This is a genomic window from Shewanella sp. cp20 (genome assembly GCF_000832025.1).
GTDB lineage: Bacteria > Pseudomonadota > Gammaproteobacteria > Enterobacterales > Shewanellaceae > Shewanella.
On record NZ_JPII01000055.1, the window covers coordinates 46,335 to 71,578 of the forward strand.

Annotated in this window: 20 protein-coding genes and 1 pseudogene; 10 read left to right on the forward strand and 11 right to left on the reverse strand. The window is 54.4% G+C overall.

Annotated features, from left to right (window positions below):
* On the reverse strand, window positions 1–951 hold the full coding sequence (locus DB48_RS19175; protein ID WP_041511794.1) for a cysteine hydrolase family protein: 951 nt from the start codon (window positions 949–951) through the stop codon (window positions 1–3).
* Window positions 952–1,077: 126 nt separating this feature from the next.
* Here DB48_RS19175 and DB48_RS19180 point away from each other — a divergent pair, with 126 nt between their 5' ends.
* A complete protein-coding gene (locus DB48_RS19180) occupies window positions 1,078–1,947 on the forward strand; it encodes a LysR family transcriptional regulator (protein WP_041511819.1) in 870 nt (289 codons plus the stop codon).
* A gap of 51 nt (window positions 1,948–1,998) precedes the next feature.
* On the opposite strand, the gene DB48_RS19185 is transcribed toward DB48_RS19180, so the two are convergent.
* The 6 genes from DB48_RS19185 to DB48_RS19210 form a co-directional block, all read right to left on the reverse strand.
* Window positions 1,999–3,072, reverse strand: a complete 1,074-nt coding sequence (locus DB48_RS19185; protein ID WP_041511795.1) for a porin — start codon at window positions 3,070–3,072, stop codon at window positions 1,999–2,001.
* A gap of 138 nt (window positions 3,073–3,210) precedes the next feature.
* The gene (locus tag DB48_RS19190; RefSeq protein ID WP_041511796.1) at window positions 3,211–4,191 is read right to left on the reverse strand and encodes a formate dehydrogenase subunit gamma; all 981 of its coding nucleotides are present in this window, start codon (window positions 4,189–4,191) and stop codon (window positions 3,211–3,213) included.
* 64 nt (window positions 4,192–4,255) lie between these two features.
* Window positions 4,256–4,870 (reverse strand): TorD/DmsD family molecular chaperone, encoded by a 615-nt coding sequence (locus tag DB48_RS19195; RefSeq protein WP_052813878.1) that lies wholly within the window; start codon window positions 4,868–4,870, stop codon window positions 4,256–4,258.
* Entirely contained in the window at window positions 4,870–5,415 is a 546-nt protein-coding gene (locus DB48_RS19200; RefSeq protein WP_041511798.1) for a 4Fe-4S dicluster domain-containing protein, read from the reverse strand. The genes DB48_RS19195 and DB48_RS19200 overlap by 1 nt, the downstream gene beginning before the upstream one ends.
* A 10-nt stretch (window positions 5,416–5,425) precedes the next feature.
* Window positions 5,426–7,639, reverse strand: coding sequence for a molybdopterin-dependent oxidoreductase (locus DB48_RS19205; protein ID WP_041511799.1), 2,214 nt, complete (start codon window positions 7,637–7,639; stop codon window positions 5,426–5,428).
* Window positions 7,640–7,828: 189 nt separating this feature from the next.
* Complete coding sequence (locus DB48_RS19210; RefSeq protein ID WP_041511800.1) at window positions 7,829–8,794, reverse strand: LysR family transcriptional regulator; 966 nt, start codon at window positions 8,792–8,794, stop codon at window positions 7,829–7,831.
* 548 nt (window positions 8,795–9,342) lie between these two features.
* Between DB48_RS19210 and DB48_RS19215 the strand changes: the two genes are divergently transcribed.
* The 6 genes from DB48_RS19215 to DB48_RS19245 all read left to right on the forward strand — a co-directional run bounded on the left by DB48_RS19215 (window position 9,343) and on the right by DB48_RS19245 (window position 17,044).
* A complete protein-coding gene (locus DB48_RS19215; protein ID WP_041511801.1) occupies window positions 9,343–10,038 on the forward strand; it encodes a 4Fe-4S dicluster domain-containing protein in 696 nt (231 codons plus the stop codon).
* A gap of 9 nt (window positions 10,039–10,047) precedes the next feature.
* Window positions 10,048–13,086, forward strand: coding sequence for a molybdopterin-dependent oxidoreductase (locus tag DB48_RS19220; protein WP_041511802.1), 3,039 nt, complete (start codon window positions 10,048–10,050; stop codon window positions 13,084–13,086).
* Window positions 13,087–13,287: 201 nt separating this feature from the next.
* On the forward strand, window positions 13,288–13,878 hold the full coding sequence (locus tag DB48_RS19225; RefSeq protein WP_041511820.1) for a hypothetical protein: 591 nt from the start codon (window positions 13,288–13,290) through the stop codon (window positions 13,876–13,878).
* Between the two features lie 434 nt (window positions 13,879–14,312).
* Window positions 14,313–14,870, forward strand: coding sequence for a GNAT family N-acetyltransferase (locus tag DB48_RS19230; RefSeq protein WP_082035687.1), 558 nt, complete (start codon window positions 14,313–14,315; stop codon window positions 14,868–14,870).
* Window positions 14,871–14,990: 120 nt separating this feature from the next.
* Window positions 14,991–15,569 (forward strand): cysteine dioxygenase, encoded by a 579-nt coding sequence (locus DB48_RS19235; RefSeq protein WP_235375447.1) that lies wholly within the window; start codon window positions 14,991–14,993, stop codon window positions 15,567–15,569.
* A gap of 782 nt (window positions 15,570–16,351) precedes the next feature.
* A complete protein-coding gene (locus tag DB48_RS19245) occupies window positions 16,352–17,044 on the forward strand; it encodes a hypothetical protein (RefSeq protein ID WP_041511805.1) in 693 nt (230 codons plus the stop codon).
* A gap of 603 nt (window positions 17,045–17,647) precedes the next feature.
* Here DB48_RS19245 and DB48_RS19250 read toward each other — a convergent pair.
* The 4 genes and pseudogenes from DB48_RS19250 to DB48_RS19265 form a co-directional block, all read right to left on the reverse strand.
* Window positions 17,648–18,226: a YSC84-related protein gene (locus DB48_RS19250; RefSeq protein ID WP_041511822.1), complete on the reverse strand. Its 579-nt coding sequence runs from the start codon at window positions 18,224–18,226 to the stop codon at window positions 17,648–17,650.
* Between the two features lie 121 nt (window positions 18,227–18,347).
* Window positions 18,348–20,425, reverse strand: a pseudogene (locus tag DB48_RS19255) (S9 family peptidase).
* A gap of 101 nt (window positions 20,426–20,526) precedes the next feature.
* Window positions 20,527–21,405: a hypothetical protein gene (locus DB48_RS19260; RefSeq protein ID WP_041511806.1), complete on the reverse strand. Its 879-nt coding sequence runs from the start codon at window positions 21,403–21,405 to the stop codon at window positions 20,527–20,529.
* 168 nt (window positions 21,406–21,573) lie between these two features.
* The gene (locus DB48_RS19265; RefSeq protein ID WP_041511807.1) at window positions 21,574–21,975 is read right to left on the reverse strand and encodes a nitrous oxide-stimulated promoter family protein; all 402 of its coding nucleotides are present in this window, start codon (window positions 21,973–21,975) and stop codon (window positions 21,574–21,576) included.
* A gap of 336 nt (window positions 21,976–22,311) precedes the next feature.
* Here DB48_RS19265 and DB48_RS20250 point away from each other — a divergent pair, with 336 nt between their 5' ends.
* The 3 genes from DB48_RS20250 to DB48_RS19280 all read left to right on the forward strand — a co-directional run bounded on the left by DB48_RS20250 (window position 22,312) and on the right by DB48_RS19280 (window position 25,197).
* Window positions 22,312–23,127 carry a hypothetical protein gene (locus DB48_RS20250; RefSeq protein ID WP_041511808.1) on the forward strand — a complete coding sequence of 272 codons (816 nt, stop codon included), beginning with the start codon at window positions 22,312–22,314 and terminating at the stop codon, window positions 23,125–23,127.
* A 310-nt stretch (window positions 23,128–23,437) separates the two neighbouring features.
* A complete protein-coding gene (locus tag DB48_RS19275) occupies window positions 23,438–23,746 on the forward strand; it encodes a hypothetical protein (RefSeq protein ID WP_052813879.1) in 309 nt (102 codons plus the stop codon).
* A complete protein-coding gene (locus DB48_RS19280) occupies window positions 23,743–25,197 on the forward strand; it encodes a protein adenylyltransferase SelO (RefSeq protein WP_041511810.1) in 1,455 nt (484 codons plus the stop codon). Before DB48_RS19275 ends, DB48_RS19280 begins: the two co-directional genes overlap by 4 nt.
* Window positions 25,198–25,244 lie beyond the last annotated feature (47 nt).

Below are 25,244 nucleotides of genomic sequence, written 5' to 3' on the forward strand. Positions count from 1 at the left end.
CTAGCCTGCCAGTTTGGCCTCGACTAACCACTGATCCAGGGTTACCGCCTTGGCACCGCCAAAGCTCAGCGACAGTAGATTCGCCGCCACCAGTTGATGGCCGCTCAGCTGGGTTTCAGCCCAGGAGAGGCTTGGGGCGGCGATGGCATCACTTATTACCTCACACTCGAAACCTCGGGTGACCGCGCTGCGACACAGGGTCTGCACACAGGCCTGGGCCATGGCGCCGACAACCACCAGCTTGTCTATTCCCTGCTCGACCAGTGCCTGTTCGAGCGTCGTGTCGAGAAAGCTATCGACATGATGCTTAACGACCACCGGCTCCTGCCCCTTGGGCGCGACGATATCGGCGATCTCAGCGCCAGGTGTGCCCGCCTGAAAGAAGCTGGCATTAGGATCCTCGAAGATATGCTGCACATGGATCACCGGCAGTCGATTGGCACGAAAATGATGTAGCAGCTTAGCGGCGTTGGCCGCCGCGGCCTCGCAGTTATCCAGTGCGAAGCGGCCCCTCTTGAAGTAGTCGTTTTGCAGGTCGACCAGCACCAGGGCTGTGCGCTGCTGTAGCGGCAGAGGCTCGCTCAGCTGAGTCAGCACGCTAAAATCATCCTCCTCCAGGTACCACTCACCGTCGTCGGCCAGGGTCCATAGCTCCTTGCTGATGAAACCGCTGGCGATATTCATACGCCAGTTGGCCGACAGTATCGCCTGCCTGTCGCTGAGCACCTTGATCTGCACATTGCGATAGACCAGCTCCCCCGGATTTTGCTGGGCGAAGCCAAGCCAGAACTGGCTAATGGCTTCCACGCCATCGAAACGGCCGAAGGGCGAGACCTGCATCCTTGCCGTGGGCAGGTAGCGGGCGATGCAGTCGGCAAAGGCCTGGCGATTGAAATCGGCAACCCAGGCTTGGCTGGCTTGCATGACGGCTTGGCGGATAGATTGACTCATGTTGGCTCCTTGTTTTTCACTTGAATCGATAAGGAGGTCAGTCTATTGTTCTTTTTATTTACGATATTTAGGCTTTGGTTGATAACAATGTTCAGAAAAAATGAACAAAAGCGGTTGGCCTACCAGATGTTGATATTCGATGAGGTGGTCAATCAAGGCTCCTTTACCGCGGCAGCGGAGGCGCTTGGCCATACCAAGTCGGCGGTGAGTCAGTATGTGAGCCAGCTGGAGCAAGATCTCGGCGTCAAGCTGTTGACCCGCAGCACGCGTCAGCTGCATCTGACCGCTCAGGGAGAGGCGATGGCACAGCGCAGCCAACAGCTCTGGCGTCTGCTGACCGAGACCCTGGAGGCTGCTCACGCCCAGCAGGCCGTGCCGGCTGGCCGGGTGGCGATCACCGCGCCGCTGGCGTTCGAGGCGCCGCTGCTTACCCCCATCATCGCCGATCTCTGTCGTGAGTTTCCTCAGCTTCTGCCTGAGATGCACTATGACGATGCGCGGCTGGACATCTTGCAGCACAACCTGGATATGGCGATCTCCGTCGGGCCGCAGAAAGACAGTGGCTACCATGCCATCCCCATTGGCTGGCTCGACAGCGTCCTGGTGGCCGCGCCCAGTTACATCAACCTAAGCGCGCCCATTACGCCCCAGAGCCTGCATGACCATAGCCTGATCCTCTTACCCTGGCAGCGACCACTTGTGCTAGAGGGGCCTGATGCGCTGGCCTTTACGGCGGGCAGGGAGATCAGGCTCAACACCTCCATCAGCGCCATTAACAGCGCCATCAATGGTCTAGGCATCGCCCTGGTGCCCTCTATCTTTATTCAAGCAGAACTGGCCGAGGGAAAATTGCAGCGGGTGCTGCCCGAGCATAGGGGGCCATCACGGGAGGTGTTTGCCATCCACGCCTACCAACAGCAGTTGCCGCTGGTGTTGCGTCTGGTGGTGGACAGGCTAAAGGAGGCCTTCAGGCAGAAGGCCCCCGGGAGTGTTTGAGGGAAGGGGTTAGTCGAGGCTAACCCGCCCACTCATGGTTGCTGCTAAAGGTTAGCCCTTCCAGTTTAGGTTGAAGTCATAGCGGAAGCCGACGGTGACGGCGTGGTCGTCACTCAAGTTGTCGTAGTTCTTGTCCAGGTACTCAAGGTGTACGCGCACGTTGGCCAGCGGGTTCCATTCCAGTGTGGTGTTGAAGCCGTCGTAGTCCATCGAGCTGACATCCTCGATACCGTCTTTGAACTGGAAGTACCCCAGCTTGATCTTATAGGCATCGCCCAATGGGTAGGCCAGCGCGGTATCTAAGGTGCTGCCGCTGCGATCGGCGTTTAGCCCCTGATTGTCGAAGTTGTATTCCTTATCTTGATAACTCGCGGCAAGGTAGAGACCGTTGCCGAAGGTGTAGGCGACCACGCCGCCCAGCGTCTGGTTATCGCCATTGACCTGGCCATTCTCAAGGCTGTCTTGGGTGACATAACCCAGACCCAGATGCAGGGCACCCACATCATAGCCTACGCCAAGGTTGACCAGATCGGCGCCGGTATCGCCTTTATCACCGTCAAACTGGGCGCCGGCCATCCAGGTGAAACCGCCGGTTACCAGCTTGTAGGTGACGAAGTTGTCGACGAAGAAGGGGCTTTCATGGTCGTAGGCGTAAGGGCTGTTGCCGTGGTTGAAGATATCCACATACTCGGCGATCAGGCTGTATTGCGCCGGACGCTGTTTACCTATGCCAACCTGACCATAGGGTGATGCGATGGCCACATAGGCCTGTCTGGCCTTGCCGAAGTTGCCAGAGTTGGCGATGTCGACACTCCATTCGCCCTGGGCGATGGCGCGCCAGCCATCGGCAAATTCTGTGCTGGCCTTGATGCCGACACGTGAGAGGGCGTCTCTCACATCCCAGGTCTCATCCGTGCTGTCATCTAGGTAGCTCAGTGTCGGACGAATCGAGCCGTACAGGCTGACCTCGCTATTCTTGAACTGTGATGGAGCGGCCTGCGTTTCCAGCTGGGCGATACGCTGGTTGAGCGCCTCGACCTGCTCGGCGGCGTAGCCGTTGGTGGCGGTGAGTGCCAGCGCGGTGGCGATCATTGAGGTGCGAAAAACAGTATTATGATTTTTCATGGCTTTCTGCCTTCAATAGGGTTTTCTAGGCATGCAAGTCTCCCTCCTGCCATCGAATCGACGGAGGATAGGGGCGTTTGCACGCGGTAAAAAAGGGATTAAAGCGGCCCATGACAATTGCCACGGGCCGGGTGTTGGTTAAACCTTGCCAGCCTTCTTCAGGTCGGCGAACCAGAGGTTGTGATGTTGCTTGGCCCAGTTCTCGTCACAGTAGCCAGAGGTCATGTTTGACATGCCGCCTTCTGACATCACGGTTGCCATGAAGATATGCACCACAGAGAAGGCGCTGATAACCACGGTCGAGACGATATGCAGTACCAGCATCAGGTTGGCCGTGTTCTTGGTGACGCCATAGGTTTCAGGGAACATCATTGCCAGGCCTGACACCACCATGACACCGCCGAAGAGGGCGAAGACCCAGAACCACAGCTTCTCGCCCGCGTTGGCAAAGCCAGCATCGGGATGTTGCTTCTTACCAAAGTTGATGTAACCGCCTAGTACGGCAAACCATTTTAGGTCATAGCTGGCGGGGAACTGCTTGGGCGCCCACATCAGCACCATCAGCACATAGCCGAGGATGAAGGGGAAGGCCATGAGTTCATGCAGGCTGCTGGAAAGGCCCGCTAAGGCCGTCCAGGCACCGGCATTCATGCCAGGTTCGAAGTAGAAACGGCCGCCGCCCAGTACCAGACCTGTGAGGAGCAGCAGGATACAGGGGATAGCGCCCAGCCAGTGTACGCTGACGCTCAGACCCGACCAGCGCTTGATGAGCTTGCCCGAGAAGCCATCATCCAGCTTGGAGACACCGTTAACCACCACAAACAGAATAAACAGCGCTATGACGCCAAAAAGGCTGGCAAATAGCGCGAAGGCGATGGTGTCGGTCGCGCCCAGATAGCCCAGCAGCGACTCGTCGGCCTGCTCAGGAATGGACGCCGGCATCAGCAGCTCAGGCTGAGTCGGCATGCCGCGGATCTCAGGAATATCGCCTGGAATGGCATGCTCCTGAATGGTTTGCCACTGCTGAGGTTGCAGGGTGGCGGTTTCTTCGGCCAGTGCATAACTGGATGCAAACAGGCCGAGCACAATAAGGCTTAACCATCTTATTGCTTTACTCATTGAAAACTCCTTGCGACATCGCTTGTCGCGTTGGAACCTGCCTGGTGTCAGGCAGATTCATCGATCATTCGGCGCCTTCTAGGCGGGGCACCGCTTGAATTTGTTGGTTAATAAACTGCAGTAGCTCCTGAGCAAACTGCGGCCAGAAAGCCTGTTTCGCATGTTTGACGATACCCTCGCAGAAGGGCGTTATCCAGCGCCCGAGATGGGCGTCGAGAAACTCCGCCGCGAGTTCGTTGAGGGCCTCAACATGCTCGCTGTTTTCCAGCGCTTGTTGCTCGGCAGCCATGGCATGCAGGCAGTAGAGGAACTCGAGTTCGTTACCAATAAAGTCGGCCGGCTCGTTAAAGCTATCGTCGATGACCAGACCTATCTGTTGGTAAAACTCGGCCACACGAACGGTCTCCTCGGTGAAGATCTGGTGATTGCCACTGAGGTAAACCGATTCGTAGGGGGCGACTAACAGCTTGTATGGCCCAATACACATGCGATTAAAATCAAATTCCAATTCGGATGCGTCGTCACTGAACTTGCGTGCCTCGACGAGTAAGGGGCTCTCGGGTGACTCCTGCTCCAGGTAGGCGATTAAGCCCGTGAGCGCTTGAGTATCCGAGGGCGCAAACATCATCGATTTAAAGGCATGATAAGCCATTGCCGTTGGGCCATATTCTGCTGTCATTATGCGCGTTCCTTAATGATCACTAGGTTAGGTTTGGTGATACAGTCGCCATAGCCTATGCCTTGCTTGCTTGCCGATGGACGCTTGAGTACCTCTTGCAGATTACCTACATCCAGGCACTCAACCGGGCAGCCGCTGACGCAGGCGGGTTTCATGCCGCGATCCAGCAGTTCGACACACATGTTGCACTTGTCGGCCTTGCCATCGTCTTCGCGGATGCTTACCGCGGCGTAAGGACAGGCGCTGGCACACAGGCCACAACCGGTACACTTCTCACGGTCCAGCACCACGATACCGTCATCGCGTACATGGTAGGCTTTCGCCGGACAGACCATGAGGCAGGCCGGGTTTTCACAGTGCATGCAGGCGTGAGATAGCCAGACATCGATGGCGCCATCGTCGCGCTTCACTTCATAACGATCGACTTTGCGGAATCTATGGTTCTCGGGCAGTTCATTGTGGATCTGGCAGGCAACGGTACAGGCACCGCAACCGACACAGTTCTCTTGTCTGAATACAAAGCCCACTTTCTTATTTAACGACATCAGTTACTCCTTAGGCTTTGGCAATCGCGACGCGAGTAGAGTGGTACGCTGAGCAGCCACCCATATCGGTCAAGGTGTCGGTAGTGAGGTTGTTGGTACAGCTGTCTTTGCCCTGAGGGTCCATGCGGCGCCAGTTGTTCTTCGGTGCCATGACAGTTCCCCTGACCACCTGGGTAGAAACCTGGGCGATAAAGTGGGCTTCACCACGCTGGTTGCTGAGCCTGACGCGATCGTTGTTCTGAATGCCGAGTTCTTTGGCATCTTCGGCGTTGATCTTGGCGAAGTAGGCCGGGAAGTTACGAATGTACTTCACGTTGTAGAAAGAGCTGTTGGCCCGCTGCGGAATGGCAGGAGACAGCAGACGGAATGGCAGTGTCTTCTCTTCCTGTACCATCTCATCTTCCGGTAGGCCGAAGTCGATGACAGGGTGGTAGCCGGCTTCCTTCATCATCTCCGAGTAGAATTCGATCTTACCGCTTGGCGTCTTATATTTGCCGTCGCCGAAGTAAGGGCGTTGGTCATAGACGGTGACAAACTTATCGCGAATGATCTGCTCATAGGTGATGTTGTTGTGTCTGAAGGCTGGCTCCTCGGTGTCGAGGAAGTCGCGTAGGATCTGCTCATAGTCCACGCGCATCTCAGGGAAGCGGTCGAGTCCCATGCGGGCGCCCAGCTCCTTAAAGAAGATCCAGTTGTCTTTCGACTCGCCCAGGGGCTCGATAACTTTCTCCGAGGTCTGCATGTGGTAGCAGTTGTAGTCGGTACCCATGTCAGGGAACTCAAACTGAGTGGCCGCCGGTACGATAATGTCAGCCAGCTCGGCGGTATCTGTCATCAGGAAGTCATGTACCACCAGGAAGAGATCATCGCGCATCGCGCCGCGGCGACAGGCGTTTGAGTCGGGCGCAACCGAGACGAAGTTACCGTTGTAGTTGATCACCGCCTTAATCGGCTTGATGGGCTTGCCATAGGCCATTGGGTTCTCTGGGTCGAGCGCCTTGGCGATCTCAGTCATGTTGACGTGGCCAACAGTATCCGGATTCGGGTGGATATGATCCGCACGGCCCTTGCTGTAGTTCAGGCTGTCATCGGCCTGGGTATTGTCATAGATGAAGCCGTTACCTATCTTGCCGTACTGGCCGGCAACCGCGTGCATCATGGCGATGGCGCGAGACATACGGGCGCCGTTGTAGTTACGCTGCATGCCGTAACCCAGGCGCAATACCGACAGCTCTGATTCACCATAGACGCGGGCAAACTCAAACATCTTGGCTTTTGGCACGCCGGTGACGCGCTCGATCTCTTCGTAGCTCATGGTGTTGAGGCGTTCGAGCAGTTGCTCATAGCCAAGGGTGTTGGCCTTGATGAACTCAAGATCTGCCAGATCATTTTCCACCAGGTACTTCATGATACCTGTCGCCAGGTGGGTGTCGGTACTTGGCTTAGGCTGCAACCAGATATCGGCCTGCGAGGCGATAGGGGTGCGCACAGGGTTGACTACCAACAACTTGGCGCCTCTGTCACGGGCCTGGTTAATGAACTTAATGCCGTGAACGTTGGTGGCCGTCTCGTTCTGGCCCCAAGAGATGTAGCAGTTGGTGTAGATGTTGTCGTATGGATCGGGTCCCTGGTAGGTACCCGTTACCGACTTCAGGCCTTCATAGGCGGCGAACACACACACCTTACGGTCGAGCTTGCGGGCACCGACGGCGTTAAAGAAACGGCTAGGTCCGCCGTATTTACCGATAACCCCTTCGTGGCCAGAGTAGCTGTAAGGCAGGATCGAGTCGGCGCCGTGATCTTTGATGATCTGCTGCAGGCGGCTGGCGATCTTGTCATAGGCCTCATCCCAAGAGATGCGACGCCATTTGCCTTCGCCCTTCTTGCCCGCACGCTCCATCGGGTGGAGGATACGGTCGGCGGCATAGGTGTATTGCACGTAGGCGTGACCCTTCACACAGGGTGAGGTGCCCATCTTCTTCAGCTCTGAAGCGCCTTCAACATAGGTCATGCGGCCATTTTGTACCGTGAACTTCAACAGACAGCGGTCGGCGCAGTTACGTTGGCAGGTGTGGTACTTAATTTCCCCTTGGCGTTTCAAAAGTTTGTCGGGCGCGCTGCCTTTCTCGCCTGCACTGGCTATGCCGGGCATCAGACCGGATAGCGAGCCGACGACGGAGCTGGCTCCGACACCTTGCAAGAAGGTGCGTCTGTTCATTTTCATAAGTGTTCCCCATCTTGATGCGTCTAAGACGCTTTTTTACAGACATTGCTCAAATGTTGGTGAGTCCAGGACTCGCTGCATACCTGTTTTGTTATCGTTTTTCGATTTAAAAAGATGGCAAGATCAGCTGCGAAAGGGGTATGCAAGGGTGCCTCAAGTAGCCTGTCGATCTCGCCATCAAAACCTTTGTCAGCGTTCCGCCGCCCTGCGCCAGGCGCTCTCCAGACCGCAGATGAGCTTCGACTTCACCCAGTTGTAGGCCGTTGACTGATTCACGTTGCCATACAGGAGGTAATTGCCTATCTCGCGGTTTTCACGGCGACGAATGCGGCAACGCTTGGCCAGCTCGTCGGGGAGCTTGACCCATTGCACGCCGGGCAACATGTCGACAAACTCACGGGTAAATTCGTTGCAAACCAGGGTGATGGCGTCAGACTCACTCAGCAGGCGCATGGCGGTGGCGACACTGTCTGTGTAGCCTTCGACCTCCATGCACAGATCCTCTTCGCGGCAGAGGTTGACCAGCAGCGGACAGCTCAGGTCGTCATAGTTGTCTATCTCTAAGCAAGGGTATTGGGTGATATTGGCGAGGGTGAGTGCTTGCTTGAGGAGTGGATGGCCGCTGCGCGCTAGTATGTAGAGGTTGTCGGTTGCCGAAAACATCTCGGCGTTGAGGTTTTTACCGTTAAAGCCTTCATAGACGACGACAAAGTCGACATCGCCATTGGCGAGATCGCTGCTGCAGTCATGGGTCAGTACCCTGACATCGAACTTCATGTTCGGCGCCTCGGTAAGGATCTCGTTGCGGATCACCTGTTGTACGGCGTAGATGAATTCATCATAGGCGTGAATAACATATTGGCCGCCCGATTCTGCCGGGGTAAACACCGAGTGCTGCATCTCGAGTTTTTGATAGTGAGCCACCAACTCTCTGGCCAGAGGGATCAGCTGGTGGGTCTTCTCGGTTGCGACGAAGCCGGAACAACGACGAATAAAGAGTGAGTCTTTAAATATGTCTCTTAAGATCTTAAGGGTGCGGCTCACGCCTGAAGGAGTTATACCCAGTTCATTGGCAGCCTGATGACTCTGCCCGTGTTCATAAACGGCGATGAACACTTTTAGTTGATTGTAATTAAGTTGGTCAATCTTATTCATGGTTGTGAACTAGGTAAATATATTGAGTCATTATCATCTATATATATCTACACATGTTCAGTGTTGAAAGTCACACTTTTAATATGGCTATTATTTAAAGTTTGCATTACTTCTCATGTTTTAATATCTGCATTTTGCAAAATGCGATATTTAAAATTTGCAGACTTTATATATCTTTCATCATAACTGGTACGGGCGAACAACTTCTAGGCGGGGGGTTGCCAGGCCTTGCTATCACTGATGTCGCTGTAAGTGGCTGTTTAGAGGGGCTAAGTGCTCGAATTGTGAACTTTCGATTTTATTTCATCAAAATTAAATTTATTTTTAATATGAGAAGTTCGTCTTTTTACTGTGACTATTATACCCGCTGCCCATAAATAATTTCATCAAATTTATATTTTTATTTGATTCGTGATCTCTATTTTAATTTCAATTTATAGCTTTATTGTCTGTTGCAAGTTTTATTGTTGCGTGTGTATTTTAAATAATAAAGAAACCTTCCAGAAGTCATGTTTTTATTTCAGAAAAACATAGTTAAGGATCTCGTTATGTTAGATCGGCGCTCGATATTAAAAATGGCGGCAGGAGGAGCACTGCTCTCATTGGTGCCCGCCAGCACGCTGCAAGCGAAAACCCTTGGAAAACGTTATGCCATGGTGTTTGACGTCAGACGTTGTACCGGTTGTCTCTCCTGTACCGTTTCATGTTCCGTTGAAAATCAAACAGATGTGGGCAGATGCCGTACCCGAGTCAATCAGGCGAGCCTGACCTTGGGTGAGCGCATCGCGACGCTTGCGGTGCCGAACCAATGTAACCAGTGCGACAATCCTGTTTGTACCCAGGTCTGTCCGGTTGAGGCGACTTATAAGCGTAAGGAAGACGGCATAGTGGTAATAGACCATGAAGAGTGCATTCATTGTCAGCTGTGTGTCGATGCCTGCCCTTATGGGGCGCGCCGTAAGGATGAGAGCCTGGATAACCCGCCCGAGAAGTGTAACTTCTGCATTCACCGCGTAACTCAGGGTCTGCTACCCGCCTGTGTCGAGACCTGTATCGGCGGCGCCCGCACCTTTGGCGACCTTAACGATCCCGATAGTCAGGTATCTAGGCTGGTGCGGGACAACAAGGTCTACGCCATGCTGTCCGATGCCGGCACCTCACCCAACATCTTCTATATTGGTTTGCCAACATCGACCGATGACCAAGCCATTTTGAATCTCAATTACCTCGATTGGCAGCGCTAGGAGTCAAAGATGGATAGACGTAAGTTTTTAACTCAGGCGGGTCTGGTGTCTGCCGCGACCATCACGGGGGCGGCCTGCAGTCGAGTCGATGCCGAGTCTGAACCGCAAAAGACCCAGGACATTACACGTTTCGGTCATCCCGTCGCCGCCGAAGGGGGCTTCGATGGCGAGGGTAAATGGCAAAAGACAGAGGGGGTACGCACCGCCTATTCCCGCTGCTTTAGCTGCTACAACATCTGTGGCCTCAGGGTACGTGTGGATGAGAAGACAGACAAGGTCTTGAAGGTAGGCGGTAACCCCTACTGCGAGAACAACTCAGGCTCGCCGCTGCCGTTGAGCACAGAGGTGAAGCAGAGCTATATCGCCCTGGCGGGTGAGGCGGGCCTTAATAATCGCGCCACCACCTGTGCCAAGGGAGCGAGCTGTGTCGATTCGGTGGACGATGAACGCCGGGTGACTCAGGTATTGAAGCGTGCTGGCAAGCGTGGCTGTGGGCAGTGGGTCACCATCAGCTATGAACAGGCACTGCAGGAGATAGTTGAAGGGGGCGATCTCTTTGGCGAAGGTCATGTGGATGGGCTGCGCGCCATTCGTCGGCTGGATCAGGAGGTGAAACCGGGCCACAGCGAGTTTGGCAGCAAGGCGAATCAGCTGTTTGCCACCTTCTGCGCCGAAGATACCCTGCGCGGAAGCTTCTATGCCCGTTTCATGATGCAATCATGGGGCACGGTTAACCTGGGGACCAAGCATGCCTACTGCGGCGCCGCCCAGGCAACGGGTTACAGCCTGGGCATGGCGGCGGGTTTCGAAGAGTGGCTTAACGATGTCGATTGGGAAAACGTCGAATATGGCCTGTTCATGGGCACCAGTCCTGGATCGTCAGGCGTGAGCCTTAACCGTGTCGGCCGGGGGCTGGCCAACAGCCGTGTCGATCGCGGCTTTAAATATGTGTGTGTCGATCCGCTGCTGCGCACCACGGTCGCGGCCGATACCAACGCCACCTGGCTGGCGGTAAAACCCGGCCAGGATGCGGCCTTCTCCTTCGGCGTGATCCGCACCATGCTCGAAGAGCAATGGTTTAACAAGCCACACCTTGAGAATCCGAGCCAGAAGGCGGCCGAGGCGGCAGGTGAGCTGAACTACACCAACGCTGGCCACCTGGTGGTGATGGATCCTAAGCATCCCGACTATCGTAAGTTTGCCAAGGCGCAAGACTTCGGTCTGGGCGGCGATGAGGCACTAATCATCAAGGCGGGCAGCCAGACGCTGGTTTCCGCCGAGTCCGGTGACAAGGCCGAGCTATTTGTGAACAAGCGCCTCACCGATAGCCGTGGCCGCAAGGTGACCCTGATGTCATCCCTCTATCTGCTACGCGTCGAGGCTCAGCGCACCAGCATGGAAGAGTACGCCAAACGCAGCGGTATCAGTATCAAAGATATGCGTCAGGTCGCCAAGGACTTGGCTCACTATGGCCGTAAGGCCTGTGTGGCGGGGAACGGCGGCACCAACTCATCAGATGGTTTCGTGATGGGCTGGATCTGGGCGCTGCTCAATACCCTGGCGGGTTCCCACGATGCCAAGGGCGGCGCCATCTATGGCAACGGGCCTATCGGTGGCATGGAGGGCCTGTATGATCTGGCCAACATCGAGGGCGGCGTATCGCTCGACGGTATCGTTAACGCCTGCCGGGACGGTGCCTACGAGGCCTCGACCGAATATCGTCTCAAGGTGGAGCAGGGTAAGCATCCTTATCCCGCCAGCACCCCTTGGCATGAGGTATTGCCCGCCATGAATGCGGCCGAGCAGTGGACCAGCCATGCCAACGGCGATCCCTACAGTGCCAAGGCGCTGTTTAACTGGCGCAACAACTTCCTCTACAGCGCGGCATCGATCAGCCAGGAGGTGGTGGCCAGCATCGCCGACCCTAAGCGTCTGCCGCTGGTGGTGGGGATCGACTGCCACATGAACGAGACCAATCGCTATGCCGACTACCTGATCCCGGATCGCTCCATGCTCGAGGAGTATGCGGCGGATCGCATGTGGGGATCTCATAAGCTGGGCGTGGTGGCGGCATCGCCCGTGGTGACCCCGAGAACCGAGAAGAATGAGGCGGGAGAGCATATCTGCATGGAGCAGTTGCTGATCGACATCGCCCTCAGGCTCAAGCTGCCAGGCTTTGGGAAGGAGGCCCTGGCAACCAGCGATGGCCGCAAGGTGGATCTGCTGACCTTCGAGGATTGGCACGCCAGATACCTAGCCAATGTGGCCACCCAGTGTGAGCAGCTGCCTAAGGTGACCGAGGAAGATCGTCTCTGGGCCGGATTGGATTACGCCATGAAGCCTCTGACACCTAGGCTTACCGCCGAGGAGGCCGCCGGGGTCGAGGCCCTGTTGTCACGCGGCGGCTACTACCAAGATGACGATCGCTACGAGGGCGACTTCATCAAGGGCGCCGGGGCTAAGTGTCTGCAGATCTATCATCAGGAGGTAGCGCAGCTGCGTCATGCCTATTCGGGTGAGTTTTATCCGGGCACGCCGACCCTGCAAGAACATAAGTTCTGGAACGGCGATACCTGGGAGAGTCATTGGCCCCAAAGCGAGTATCCGCTGCTGTTCTCCAGCTATAAGGCGACGGTACGCTCTAACTACGCGGTGGCCTTTAAACGCATAGGCGAGATCAGCCCGACCAACTTCGTCTACATGCACAGTGATACGGCCAAGACCCAGGGGCTGAGTGATGGCGACCAGGTGCGCCTAGTCACCGCCAATGGTAAGCCCTGTATCGGCACTTTGCAGACAGATATCGGGGTCGCCAAAGGCGCCGTGTGTGTCTCCCATGGCTTTGGTCATAGCGAGGGCTTCGGTGGTGACGATCGCATCATCAATGGCAAGCGGTTACCCGGTATTGCCAGCCGCGCCGGCGGGGTGGCGATCAACCAGATGATCCCGGCGGATCCGACCCGTAACGGCGCAGCCAGTATGCTCAACGACTACTGGACCGGGGCCAACTGTCGCCACGGTATCCCGGTGCGGGTGGAGAAAGCGTGATCCTGTGTTTTAAGTTGAATCATAAGTATTTGTAAACATAGTTATTCTGTAAACATAGTTATTTTGTGAACATAGTTATCCTGTAAACCTTTCCCCCGTCGCTTCGGCTTCGGGGGCTTTTTTATTCAGCTTCAATTTATCTGTTCGTGCTAGTGTGGATGCTCAATCCAAAGGCTCATGAAAAAGGAGCATAAAAACAAGATGGCAAAATCCCTATCTCAATCACTATCTCTTGGCGCGAGTTTTTCCCTATTGTTAGCCGCCCCCGCAATGGCCACCACGGCCGAACAGACTCAGTTCTTCGATGCCATTGCCGCCCACTGTGGCCAGGCGTTTGAAGGCGAGGTGACGGCGGGCAACAGCGCCGACTCGGCTTTCAGTGGTAAGAAGCTGGTGATGCATGTGCGCGAGTGTAGCGACGGCGAGCTCAAGGTGCCGTTTCACGTGGGCGAGGATCACTCCCGCACCTGGGTGATCACCAAGACTGACACAGGACTGCGCCTCAAGCACGATCACCGACACCAAGATGGCAGCGAAGACAAGGTCACCATGTATGGTGGCGACACACAAGATGGCGGCAGCGCCGAGCTGCAATCCTTCCCCGTCGATGCCTACTCGATCGACAACTTCAAACAGAATGGCCTGAGCCAGTCGGTCACCAATGTGTGGCACATGGGGATCACCGAGAGCCAGTTTATCTATCGTCTTACCCGTGAGAATCGCGACTTTAAGGTGACGTTTGATCTGACCAAGCCGGTTGCCTTGCCGCCTGCGCCATGGGGGCATGAGTAGCTTCTCGATGTTTAGCATCTGGCTGAGTGGGTATTTGGTAGGTTTTTGAAGGTCAAACTTTTATTGTGACCTATCGCCTGCCCGGCGGGTGCTGTACATGGAAGTACCAATGTCGCGATCACATGGATGTGAAAGAGCGACGTATGTGCAAGCACTCTTTTGGCTCGCTGTGAATATATCCCTATACGCTCCACGGCGACGTCCTGTCGCCGAGGGCCAAAAGCGTGCTCACACTAGATATTCATCGTCTCTTAGATTTAGCGGTTTTTGTTGCCGTTGCGGATTAAGTTTTACTGGTTTCGCTAGAGGGAGAGCAGTGTGAAGGTTTGGGCTGTTGTGCTTGCAAAGGGGGGAGACAGGAGTAAGCTGGTGGGCCATCTGCATGGGGCTGGGTGATAACCCTTATTTCACTTGCTAAGGATTGCGTCTCTCCTATGATGACTGAATTGACCACCGCTCGCACCCACATAAGGCTTCTATCTCACGGCGAAGCCGAACTGCTGCTGCGTTATTATCTTCAAAACCGTGAACATCTGGCTCCCTGGGAGCCGGCAAGAGAAGATGATTACTTTACGTTAGCTTGTGCCCAGTCTGTTGTGGTCGCAAATGCCCGTCTGGCTGAGGCCGGACAGGCCTTCAAATTCGCCATTCTCAACCGAGAGCAAACCGACATCATAGGGCTATGTAACATCACCAACCTGGTCATGGGGGTATTCAAGGCGGCTAACCTTGGTTACTCGGTAGCCGAGCGTTATCAGGGCCAGGGCTATATGACCGAGGCTCTGAGCGCGTTACTCGACTGGGTGTTTGACGAGGTGGGGCTGAATCGCGTGATGGCCAACTATATGCCGCATAATCTAAGCAGCGCCCGCTTGCTTGAGAGATTGGGATTTGAGCGTGAAGGTTATGCCAAGTCATATCTCAAGATTGCCGGAGCGTGGCAGGCTCATGTGTTGACCGCCAAGTTGAATCCGAAGCGGGATAGTGTCTAGGCGGCTTCACCTCAGCAGTCGCATCCGCTGGAATTGTCATTCCTCCATCTTCTGGTTTGCTTTCGACCTATTACCTATTTATCGCCTGAAGCAGATCGCCTAGCCTTGATAGGCTCAAAGGTGTTTCAGGGGAGATTCGTGATGGAAAACAGGGCCAGACTGCAGGATTTTATTTACTCCTTCACCCAATTGATCGAACGAGTCGGGAGCGATGAGGCGAGTATCTTTACCGACGGCAAAGCGCTGCTGTCCACGCTGATTGGTCATGATGATTGGTTACCCCATGAGTTTACTCGGCCCAGTCCTGATAGCTATCGGCAGTATCTGCTTTACTGCGATCCTTTGGAGCGCTTCTCTGTGGTGAGTTTCGTGTGGGCGCCGGGGCAGACCACGCCAGTGCATGACCACACTGTTTGGGGCATGGTCGGTGTGCTGCGCGGCGCCGAACGCTGCGAGGAATATGAGTTAGACCCGGCTAAGGCCTGTCTGCGGGCAACCGGTAGCCATGAGTTACCCGTTGGCGCTGTTGATCTGGTCTCACCCCGCATCGGGGATATCCATAGGGTATCGAATGCCCTCGAGGACGGCGTGTCGATCAGTATTCATGTCTATGGCGGGAATATCGGCGCGGTGCAGCGCCATGTCTATGATGTCGATACCGGGGTTAAGAAGCCGTTCGTTTCGGGATATTCGAATTAAGGGGAGTTGCCTTAGGTGGCACTTGTTAGTTGGGGTGCCCAAGGCCTTAGTTGTGCTGGCTGATATTGTTTGAAGGTTGAAGTTTCACAGTGACCTAGTGTCTGATCGGCGGGGGATTATTTACTTTTAGATGCAGTAGCATCGGACTGAGTTGATACTTAGATGAGGTTTTGAATGTCGAATCTTCAACTTTTATCAATAGCCTGCGGCTCGCTTATGTGCAGATACATCTGCTACACGCCGTAAATCCATCCATGGAGGCTCGACGATGGCATCCCTGCCATCGACGTCCGCAGATGCATCTGCACTGGGTATCCATCGTGTCTTCGATTTGACAGTGTTGAGTACGTTTTGAGAATCAAAAGCTGGTTTGTTTCTGACCTGAAGTGAATTGGTGGTCAGCCAGTAAATTGCAAACTTACTGCCCAACAACTTCTCATCTAAGTCTTGTGTGTAGCGATTCACCACAAGTAGTAGAAACTGGGCTGGCATAGAGTCATATTTAAATGATGTAACTTTTGGTTGATTTTAAGTCGAATTTCCTGCGCCCCCATTGCGACCAAAATAAATATCAATAAAATTAATCGTTTATGCTTTCAGTTGAGTGAGTAATAGGTTTGGAAAAACGCGCATGTGCGTTTTCCCTAGTGGTGCATTCGAAATAAAGGTGATAACTTCTTTGTAATACAATGAGTTAACCGTGCGTGTTTTTACTGATCTAATGAAATAAACGCGTATGCGAACTAATAAGCTGTTAAGCGCTAAAACAAGGATTTCACCGCATGTGGGGATTGGGTTTTTTACTACTTATTGGGATTTTCGTAGTTTTGATAACGCTCCTGTTACATCAAATTCCCGCCAAAGCGCGCCCTATACTTACATTCCTTTCGGTTTTGATTCCAGTTTCATTTCCATTTTGGTATCACATATATCCTAGTTATGGTGAGTTCCAATCGCTTTGTCAAAGTGACGACAGAATAAGAGTTATAAAGATTGTTCCGGTAGATGTCGTCCATGAAGACAGCGGTTGCTATAACGGAATAGAGGCATTAAAAAAACATAATTATAAGGGTTTTACTTGCCAGCATGGTGCATACCAACGTGGAGCAAGTTGGAATACTGAGCAGTGCCAAAATGATTGCCCTCCACAAAGAGATGCGATTTATTCTGTACAACAAAAGTGCATAAAACACTGCCTAGATGAATATTACAATTATCCCAAAGAATTTGTTCATTTTACGCATGATTACAACTATAAACGCACCGAACTAATTAAAGGTCGTCTCATACAAAATGAACGGTCCTTAGTAACTGATAAATTTGGCGTCATGGCGACATCCATTAATTATCGGTATTATCAGTACGGTAATGGTTTCGCAAAGATTCTTGGTCTATCTAGCGGTACCGCGCCAAGCATTGAATGCCCAACAAAAGTGAAAATAAATGTCCGCAGCATTTTTCCAGCCAAGAAGTAGGTGCTTAACTAGTTGCGCAAGCGGGACAAAGTGCTGCGCACTTCGCCCCTGCGCAAGACGTTATCTCAGAGAAATTTTTATTCGAAAGCCAAATTTTAGCGCGGTAAACCTAACGGGCTTTTGTCCAAATGAGCTTTTGCTTTTGATTGTCCGGTGAGGATCAAAATCGGTCAAATCGAAGAGACGATAGATACCAGTGTAAGCACGCTTTTGGCTCTCGGCGGCAAGGACGCCGCCGTGAAGCCTCCAGGGACGGAATCTCGGCGTGCCAAAAGCGTGCTTGCACAAAAGCCTGCGGCAGGCAATTGATACACCATGAAGCCATGGTTCAAAGTTAACCTTCCAAATATCAAAATAAGTTTGATGCTCAGTTAATAAGCCTTTCGCTGAAATGCAGCTAGATACTCTAGTGCTGCACCTGCGGCAGGCAATAAGTTCACCACGAAGCTATGGCTTCAAATCCCCCTTATAAACCCCTAAGCAGGTCGACGCTTCACTCCGTAAAGCGCAGAATAATCTTCATTATCAAGCCGATTATCGAAAATCATCCTGAGATGGGAAAGAAGAAAGGAGGGAGCCATCTGACTCCCTACCAGATACCGACTATTTGGGTTCGAAGGTAAAAGACTGCCCTGCCAGTGCGGCCTCATACATCAGGCCACCTTTGGCGGCGGTGAAGATCGCCATGCCGTTGATGTAGGCGGCGCTGGCGGCCTTATTGCTGCCGGACTTGCCTGCGCCAGCCGAGTTACCTGTGGTGCCCACCTGGGCGTTGGCACCGACATTGATGGCGACGGCCGAGGCGGTGGCGCCAAACTCGAAGCTGCCGCTGGTAAATTCTTGATAGGATTTGGCATCCTTGAAGAAGATGATCTCGCTATAGGCCTGTCCGCCGAGCTGAAAGCCGATGGAGAGTTGTGACAGGCTGGAGTCGCCGGTATGCACACCGCCCTTGTAGACCCGGCCCTTACCGTAGGCGGCGCCTATGCCGATACCGCCCTTGCCGACGGTGGGAAAGACGGCGTAGCCATAGGCAGAGTTGAAGAACTTCTGGGTGTCGGGGGCTTTCTTGAAGTTGGCGATGGTTTCGCTATAGCTGTCGGCGGCGATTGTCATGGGGGACGTCAATAATCCCAATGCAACACAACAGCTTAGAATTAAGTTAGACAGATACTTTTTCATGATGACCTCCATTGATTTGGATGGTTCTAGCATAGTCCTCCTGAAGTGGGATGAAAATCAATTTTGCATAAAAAAGCGCCAATATTGGCGCTTTTTCGTTTGGTGTCAGCTCGGGTTCAGTTTATTTGGCTTCGTCCTGGTTTTTGCCCAGAACATAGTGCTCAAACCACAACTTGTCCCAATCCATCTTGGCCTGTCTGTGCTGGTATTTGCTTAGACCATGGCCTTCACCCGGATAGACCACTAGCTCGACCGGCACATTCAGGTAGTGCTTGAGGGCGCGGTAGAGGCCTTGGGCATGACCCAGGGGCACACGCTGATCGTTTTCACCTATGTGGATCAGGGTCGGTGTCTTGATCTTGTCGGCGTGGGTCAGCGACGAGCCATGGGTATAGGCCTCAGGCTTCTCCCAGGGCAGGCCCTGCATGAAGTTGATCACATGGCCTGGGGTGTCCTCTAGCATCCACTGCAGACGCTGGTCGAACACGCCGGCACCTGAGCTCGCGGCCTTGAAGCGGTTGGTGGTGCTGATGAGGGCGTTGGTGAGGTAGCCACCGTTACTCCAGCCCATTACCGCCATCTTGTCACCGTCGGCGATACCCTGGGCGATCAGGTGATCGACGCCGGCCATGATGTCGGCCACCTCGATCTCATGCTCCTGGCCCACCAGATCCGTGAGGAACTTGTCGCCATAGCCGGTTGAGCCGCGGTAGTTAGGCGACAGCAGTGCCCAGCCGTTGGCGGTGAAGGTCGAGCGGCCGTAGGATCTGTGCTGCAGCGCATAGGGGGTGGCCGAGGTGGGGCCACCGTGGATCTGTACGATCAGCGGCAGCGGGCCATCGCTCTTCTTATAGCCTGCGGGAAGATCTAGGATCCCCTCGACCTGGCTGCCGTCGGGCGCGGTCCATTTCACCACTGAGATCTCTGGCAAGATCCAGCTGTCTGTCTGCGGGTTGATTTGGTCAACCGCTTGTATTTGGCCTTCTTGCTGGCGGCATCGGCGATGAAGAGATCGCTGAAATGATCCAGGCCGTTGTGGCTGAAGGCCAGCTTCTTGCCGTTGTGGCTGAAGCTGTAGCTGCCCATGACCAGATCGCCCGCCAGCACAGTGCGTGTGTCGCCCTGTACCTGGCTATCTATCTCGCTACAGAAGAGTTTGACCCTGGCATGGTCGTAGCCGCGATAGCAGAGTTCGTCGCTGCCCGGACGCCATTGGATGTCGCTTGAGTTGAAGGTGACATCGCCCTCGGCCTTCACCTGGATTGGCTTGGCCTTGTCATCCCCAGGCTTAACCACAAACAGCTTGCCTGGGTGGCCGTCGAAGTCGATGCGAAACGCCAGGCGTTGGTTGTCCTCATGCCAAGCCAGGCCCAGTAGCCAGCCGTAAGGTGAGGGCGCCTGTTCGCGCCAGGCGCTGTCTTCCAGTACCTTGTTCTGCTGTGACTGGGTGTTGTACACCTCGATGTTCGACCAGCCTTCGAGGTTGACCAGCTCGTTGTCCTGGGTGGTGATACGGGCGATCTGGCTGGCGTCCTGGTTGACGCTGAAGTGCCATACCACCTTGTCATCGTCCAGCACAAGGCTTTGTTGGTAGTGCTCGAGATCTAACTTGTAGAGCGGGTTGGTAGTAACCTTGCCGTGGCCATACTTAGGTGCGCCATGCTTGGCGCGGACCTTGGCCCAGATATCTTTGTCTGTGGTGCTCTTGTTGGCGAGGAAGTAGAGGCTCTTGCCGTCTTGGCTGAGCTGAAACGCTTTTACCCCTTCGGCCTCTTTGGTGACAGGCACGGCCTCAGTGCTGCCAAGGGCGATTCTGAACACCTGCGCCTTGCCGTTGTAGGGGGCCTTGTTGTCTTCACGGCTCTGCTTGACCAGGTAGTAGATGGCGCTGCCGTCCGGGCTCCACTGAGGGCTGGATTCGCTCTCGTTGGTGAAGGTCAGGCGGTTGGTCTTGCGTGATTTGGTGTCGATAAGCCAGAGATCTTTCTGCGCCTTGTCCAGCTCCTTGTCCCAGCGGGACTCCAGCCAGAGTGCGTGTTTACCATCTGGGCTGAGCTGAACATTGCCCATGTTGCCTATGGTGAAAAAGTCATCCGTGGTGATCTGGTGAGTACGCTCGGCGGCCAACAGGTTGCCGCTTAGTCCCATGGCGCCCGCACAGAACGCTGCCAATACGGTGAGTTGATATCCCCTTCCCATCTTGATCCCTTCTCTAGTGATTGCTTGAGTATTTCTTGTTAATTGAGGTGTTTAAGCCTGAATACATTAACGTAAAACCGCCCTGGTATAAATTGGGTTAATTATTTTTTGTCGGAATGCATCAGTTGTTGCAGATAATTGAGTTCTTCGGCGCTCAGCAGCTGACGGCTGCTGTTTGGGTGAGCTTGGGCTTGTAGGTCTGGGGAGAGCCGGCCCCTGAGATAGGCCGACATGGTGATCTGCTTGAGGCCATAAAGCGCCAGCAGGTAGAGGCTGAGGAGCAGAAACAGCCGGGTACTCGCCTGAGCCGCCAGGCTGACCTTGTCGCCCAGCAGGTAGGGCATGATGACTAAGGCCATGCGTACCAGCCAGTTGGTCAACATGGCCAGCGTCAGGGCGAGCAGCCACCTGAACTTGATATCCTTGAGGCTGTCTTGATGGGCGCGGTGTACCCGTCCCTTGAAACGGCGCAGCAGGCGCAAGATGGCATAGAAATAGAGGCCGGTCTGTAGCACCAATAGCAGGGGCAGTAGGGTGCCCAGCAGGGTGACATGGTTAAACTGGGCGAAGCTACTGGTAGCCAGTAGCTGGCGCATCTCGCTGCTGAGCAGCACGCTGAGACCAATCAAGAGTACCAAGATGATAGCCGGTGCAAAGTGCCGCGACAGGCCGACCGCCCCCTTGATGTCGTGCAGGCTGCGGTAGCAGTAGAGATAGAGCATAGGCATCATCAGGAAATAGGCCGGAATCAGCAGGATAAACAGATGTTGCAGCGGCAGGGGGGAGTTGTCTTTGTTGAGCAGGCCGGTAAGAAAATAGAGCGCCAGCAGGCTGAAGATGGCGCCTAGTAGCTTGTGATTGTCGTTGCGGTCACGGTACAGATATCTGAGGTAAAGCCCCAGGCCGATACAGTGCAGGCCACCCAGTAAGGAGAGCCACCAGTATCCTTCGAATAACAAGCCGTGAGAGTGCGTATCCATAGCCTCATTGTTGACCTAAAGTGGTCGACGAGGCAAGCATGAAGTGGGATTTCGAGGCGAAATCTCACCTAGGGTTAAGGCCCTGATCTCAGCTTGGAAATAACGGGTTAACTTAAGGTGATTTTTGGGCCTTATCGCAGCGTTTATTAGCGGATTTTTCGCTCTGGGTTAGGAGGACTGCTGTTTCTCCTTGGCCAGGCGAAGGTGACGATTGGACGCCGCCGCGGGTGGCTTACCCGGCACCGGACCGCGCTCGGCCCACAGGTGGCGAATAGCCATGATGGGGTGGGGCAGTAACATGCGCGGGCCGGCATAGATCATGATCTCTCTCGCCTTGGCCTTTGGCTCAGGCTTGTAGCAATGCACAGGGCACTTGTTGCAGGTGGGCTTGTCCTGGCCATAGGGGCAGCGATCTAACCTGGTGTGGGCATATTCAAGAAACTCGCTGCACTCTGGGCAGTTGGGCACATCGCCCTTGGCTGGACAGTGGTCCTTGCAATAGATATGTACCATGGCGGCGATCGTCTTGAACTCTCGCAGCAGCTTACCACTTAGGATCTCTTGGCTCATGATATATCCGACTCATTTACTAGGTTATAGCTAGCCTAGCCTGAGGGAAGCCGGAACACAAAAGCAAGGCGTGAAACTATGAAGATGCGCACAAAATGCTATTTATTGCCCGCCATGTTTGACCAAGGGATATGACCAAGGGATATGAGCAAGGAAAGGGGGATTTTTGCCCCCTAAGCATGATTTTAGCGGCTGTTTTTGATACCCGAGCGAAAAAGAGGTATAAATATTTGATTTATAGCAAGAGAATCGACTAATAATATCGGTTAATATCTAGACATATTTGCGATATGAAACTGCCTGATACTGGGCGCGATTAATCAACGGTGGATGATAATGAAATATATAGCCATTATTTTGCTGGTAGCGGTGGGCGTTTACCTGTACAAACGAGCGCAGCGACTGGCACAGGAAGAGCAACAAGCAACCCAGAAACCGGTTGAGAAGGTAGTATCGGGCGAAGCCGTGGATGTGCCTAGCCAGGAAGCGGAGAAGGTGGTCTCGACGCCAGCCGACGAAGGCGTCACCTTTGAGCATGTCGAGCCTGCTGAGCCGGTAGAGAAGGCAGAAGCCGTTGAGGCTGTCGAAGAGCCGGTCGAAGTGGTTGAGGCTGCTGAAGAGACTAAGCCGGCCGAAGTGGTTGAGGCGGAGAAAGCCCCTGAACAGGCTGTTGCAGAGCCAGAGCCAGAGCCAGAGCCAGAGCCAGAGCCAGAGCCAGAGCCAGAGCCAGAGCCAGAGCCAGAGCCAGCCTTCAAGATGCTGGCGGTGACCGACGAGTCCTGGGCCAATGACAAGCTGACGGCTTCCTTGGCCCAGTATCGCGCCGAGCCTGAGGCAGAGGGTAAGCATGTGGCCCTGCTGCAGGCGATTGCCGAGTGTTACAAGCAGCGTAAGCAGGAAGATTACCGTGAATATGGCGCGGCCTTGTCGCCTTATTATCAGTCGCTGTTTGCGGCCCTGCCAGAACCTACCAAGGAGAAGGGGGTCGGCTTCATGCAGTTGGCCACCCTGCTCAACGACTGTGGTGACTTCGATGGTGCGATCAAGACTTGTCAGGCGGCCATAGGCTATGGCCTCAGTGACGGCACCGTTACCGGCTTCGAGGGGCGTATTACCCGTATCGAGAAGGCCAAGGCCAAGGCGCAGTCCTAGGCAGTAATCTACTGCACTTCGGCGATTAGCCGTGTAAACTAATCAAGTAATACTAAAGAGGCGAACCGAGTGTCGCCTTTTTTATGTCTGGAACATTTATGCCCCATCCGCAGGATGACTGGTAAGTGCCCAGGGATGGAAAGAAAATGGCGTTATGTCTGGAACATTTATGCCCCATCCGCTGGATGACAGGTGAGCGTCCCATCGAAGAACTGGAAATGGCGTTATGTCCGGAACATTTATGTCTTTGGTCTAAAGACCATAATCGCGTTCGTTTGGATTGGATAATCTGAGGTAACAGGAGATCAAAATGCGCAGCATGATGGCTTTCGCGGCGTTACTATTAACTATGACGGCTTGTACCCAGGTGCCACAATGGACACTCTTCTATTATCCCGATGCCGAGCCGGGCGCCGCCGAGGCGTTGCAGCATCAGGGAGAGCTGGATCAGCATATCTCCGGCTATTATCAGGAGCTGGAGCAGTGTCTGGCCAAGGGCGCCGGTATGGTGAAGCTGAGTCAGACGGGGAGCGGCAGTTATCTCTGTGGCGAGCGTTGCCAGCGAAATGAAGCGGGCGAACTTAAGTGTCAACGCCTGGAAACTCGGGTGAGCCAATGAAGTTTAAGCAAGACTATTTCGAGCAGCTAAGCGGATTTTATTCTCAGGTGACCCCACAAGGGCTGCCGCGCCCGCAGTGGCTGGCCTGGAGCGAAGATGCCGCCAGGCTGATCGGTCTCGAGCAGCCTAATGAAGACTTGCTACAGGGGCTGGCGGGCAATCAGGCGATTCCGGGCGCCAGCTATTATGCTCAGGTCTACAGTGGTCATCAGTTTGGCGGCTACTCGCCCCAGCTTGGCGACGGTCGCTCCATCATACTGGGTGAGGCCGAGGGGCCGCAGGGCTACTGGGATGTGGCACTCAAGGGCGCCGGCATGACGCCTTACTCCCGCCATGGCGATGGCCGCGCCGTGATGCGCAGTGCGGTGCGCGAATTTTTGATCTCGGAGGCGCTGCATCATCTCAATATTCCTACCACGCGCGCCCTGGCGGTGATAGGCTCCGACCTGCCCGTTTGGCGAGAGACTCAGGAGACGGCGGCCATTACCGTGCGTCTGGCCAGGAGCCATATCCGTTTCGGTCATTTCGAGTTCTTCTGCCATAGCGAACAAGGCAGCAAGGATAAGCTCAAGCAGCTGGTCGACTTCACCCTGAGCCAACACTATCCAGAGCTGAGCCGCGATCGGGCGGGTTATATTGCCTGGTTTAACCGTGTGGTGGCCGATACCGCCAAGTTGATCGCCCACTGGCAGGCCGTCGGCTTCGCCCATGGGGTGATGAACACAGACAACATGTCCATCCTAGGTGACAGCTTCGACTTCGGTCCCTTCGCCTTTCTCGATACCTTCGAGGAGGACTTCATCTGTAGTCATTCGGATCCAAATGGTCGTTACGCCTTCGGCCAGCAGCCGGGCGTCGGCTTGTGGAACCTGCAGCGTCTGGCTCAGGCTTTAGTCCCTATCATCGCCTCCGATGATCTGATTGCCGCCCTGAATACCTATCAGCATCATCTGGTGCAGGCCTATCTGGTGTTGATGCGCGATAAGCTGGGCATCAATCTCTCTGAGTCGGCAAGCAGTGAGCAAGATGAGGCCGACCTGCAGCTGATTGGTGGCTTTACTCAGCTGATGGAGGCTAACCGCTTGGATCATACCAACACCTGGCGCCGCTTCGCCCAGCTGGACCCCAATAGCCAACACTCGTCCTTAAGGGATGACTTTGTCGATCTCGCCGGCTTCGATACCTGGTATCAGGCCTATCGCGAGCGTCTGGGCCAGGTGACAGATGTGGCACACTGGCAGGCGGCGAGGGCAAGAGTAAACCCTAAGTATGTGCTGCGTAACTATCTGGCTCAGGAGGCGATTGTCGCCTGTGAAGAGGGTAATACCCAGCCGCTGGCCGATCTACACCAGCTGCTGACACGCCCCTTCGACGAGCAGCCGGATAAGGAAGCCTACGCCAAGCGACCACCCGAGTGGGGACAGGGACTTATCATGTCCTGTAGCAGCTAGCCGCCTGAGATAGCCGCGTCTGACTTTAGAAGAATCAGTTTGAAGAG

Bases quoted from the DNA above. Each gene is read 5' to 3' on its own strand.
- DB48_RS19175 (WP_041511794.1), bottom strand. From the start codon at position 951: ATGAGTCAATCTATCCGCCAAGCCGTCATGCAAGCCAGCCAAGCCTGG.
- DB48_RS19180 (WP_041511819.1), top strand. From the start codon at position 1,078: ATGTTGATATTCGATGAGGTGGTCAATCAAGGCTCCTTTACCGCGGCA.
- DB48_RS19185 (WP_041511795.1), bottom strand. From the start codon at position 3,072: ATGAAAAATCATAATACTGTTTTTCGCACCTCAATGATCGCCACCGCG.
- DB48_RS19190 (WP_041511796.1), bottom strand. From the start codon at position 4,191: ATGAGTAAAGCAATAAGATGGTTAAGCCTTATTGTGCTCGGCCTGTTT.
- DB48_RS19195 (WP_052813878.1), bottom strand. From the start codon at position 4,870: ATGACAGCAGAATATGGCCCAACGGCAATGGCTTATCATGCCTTTAAA.
- DB48_RS19200 (WP_041511798.1), bottom strand. From the start codon at position 5,415: ATGTCGTTAAATAAGAAAGTGGGCTTTGTATTCAGACAAGAGAACTGT.
- DB48_RS19205 (WP_041511799.1), bottom strand. From the start codon at position 7,639: ATGAAAATGAACAGACGCACCTTCTTGCAAGGTGTCGGAGCCAGCTCC.
- DB48_RS19210 (WP_041511800.1), bottom strand. From the start codon at position 8,794: ATGAATAAGATTGACCAACTTAATTACAATCAACTAAAAGTGTTCATC.
- DB48_RS19215 (WP_041511801.1), top strand. From the start codon at position 9,343: ATGTTAGATCGGCGCTCGATATTAAAAATGGCGGCAGGAGGAGCACTG.
- DB48_RS19220 (WP_041511802.1), top strand. From the start codon at position 10,048: ATGGATAGACGTAAGTTTTTAACTCAGGCGGGTCTGGTGTCTGCCGCG.
- DB48_RS19225 (WP_041511820.1), top strand. From the start codon at position 13,288: ATGGCAAAATCCCTATCTCAATCACTATCTCTTGGCGCGAGTTTTTCC.
- DB48_RS19230 (WP_082035687.1), top strand. From the start codon at position 14,313: ATGATGACTGAATTGACCACCGCTCGCACCCACATAAGGCTTCTATCT.
- DB48_RS19245 (WP_041511805.1), top strand. From the start codon at position 16,352: ATGTGGGGATTGGGTTTTTTACTACTTATTGGGATTTTCGTAGTTTTG.
- DB48_RS19250 (WP_041511822.1), bottom strand. From the start codon at position 18,226: ATGAAAAAGTATCTGTCTAACTTAATTCTAAGCTGTTGTGTTGCATTG.
- DB48_RS19260 (WP_041511806.1), bottom strand. From the start codon at position 21,405: ATGGATACGCACTCTCACGGCTTGTTATTCGAAGGATACTGGTGGCTC.
- DB48_RS19265 (WP_041511807.1), bottom strand. From the start codon at position 21,975: ATGAGCCAAGAGATCCTAAGTGGTAAGCTGCTGCGAGAGTTCAAGACG.
- DB48_RS20250 (WP_041511808.1), top strand. From the start codon at position 22,312: ATGAAATATATAGCCATTATTTTGCTGGTAGCGGTGGGCGTTTACCTG.
- DB48_RS19275 (WP_052813879.1), top strand. From the start codon at position 23,438: ATGCGCAGCATGATGGCTTTCGCGGCGTTACTATTAACTATGACGGCT.
- DB48_RS19280 (WP_041511810.1), top strand. From the start codon at position 23,743: ATGAAGTTTAAGCAAGACTATTTCGAGCAGCTAAGCGGATTTTATTCT.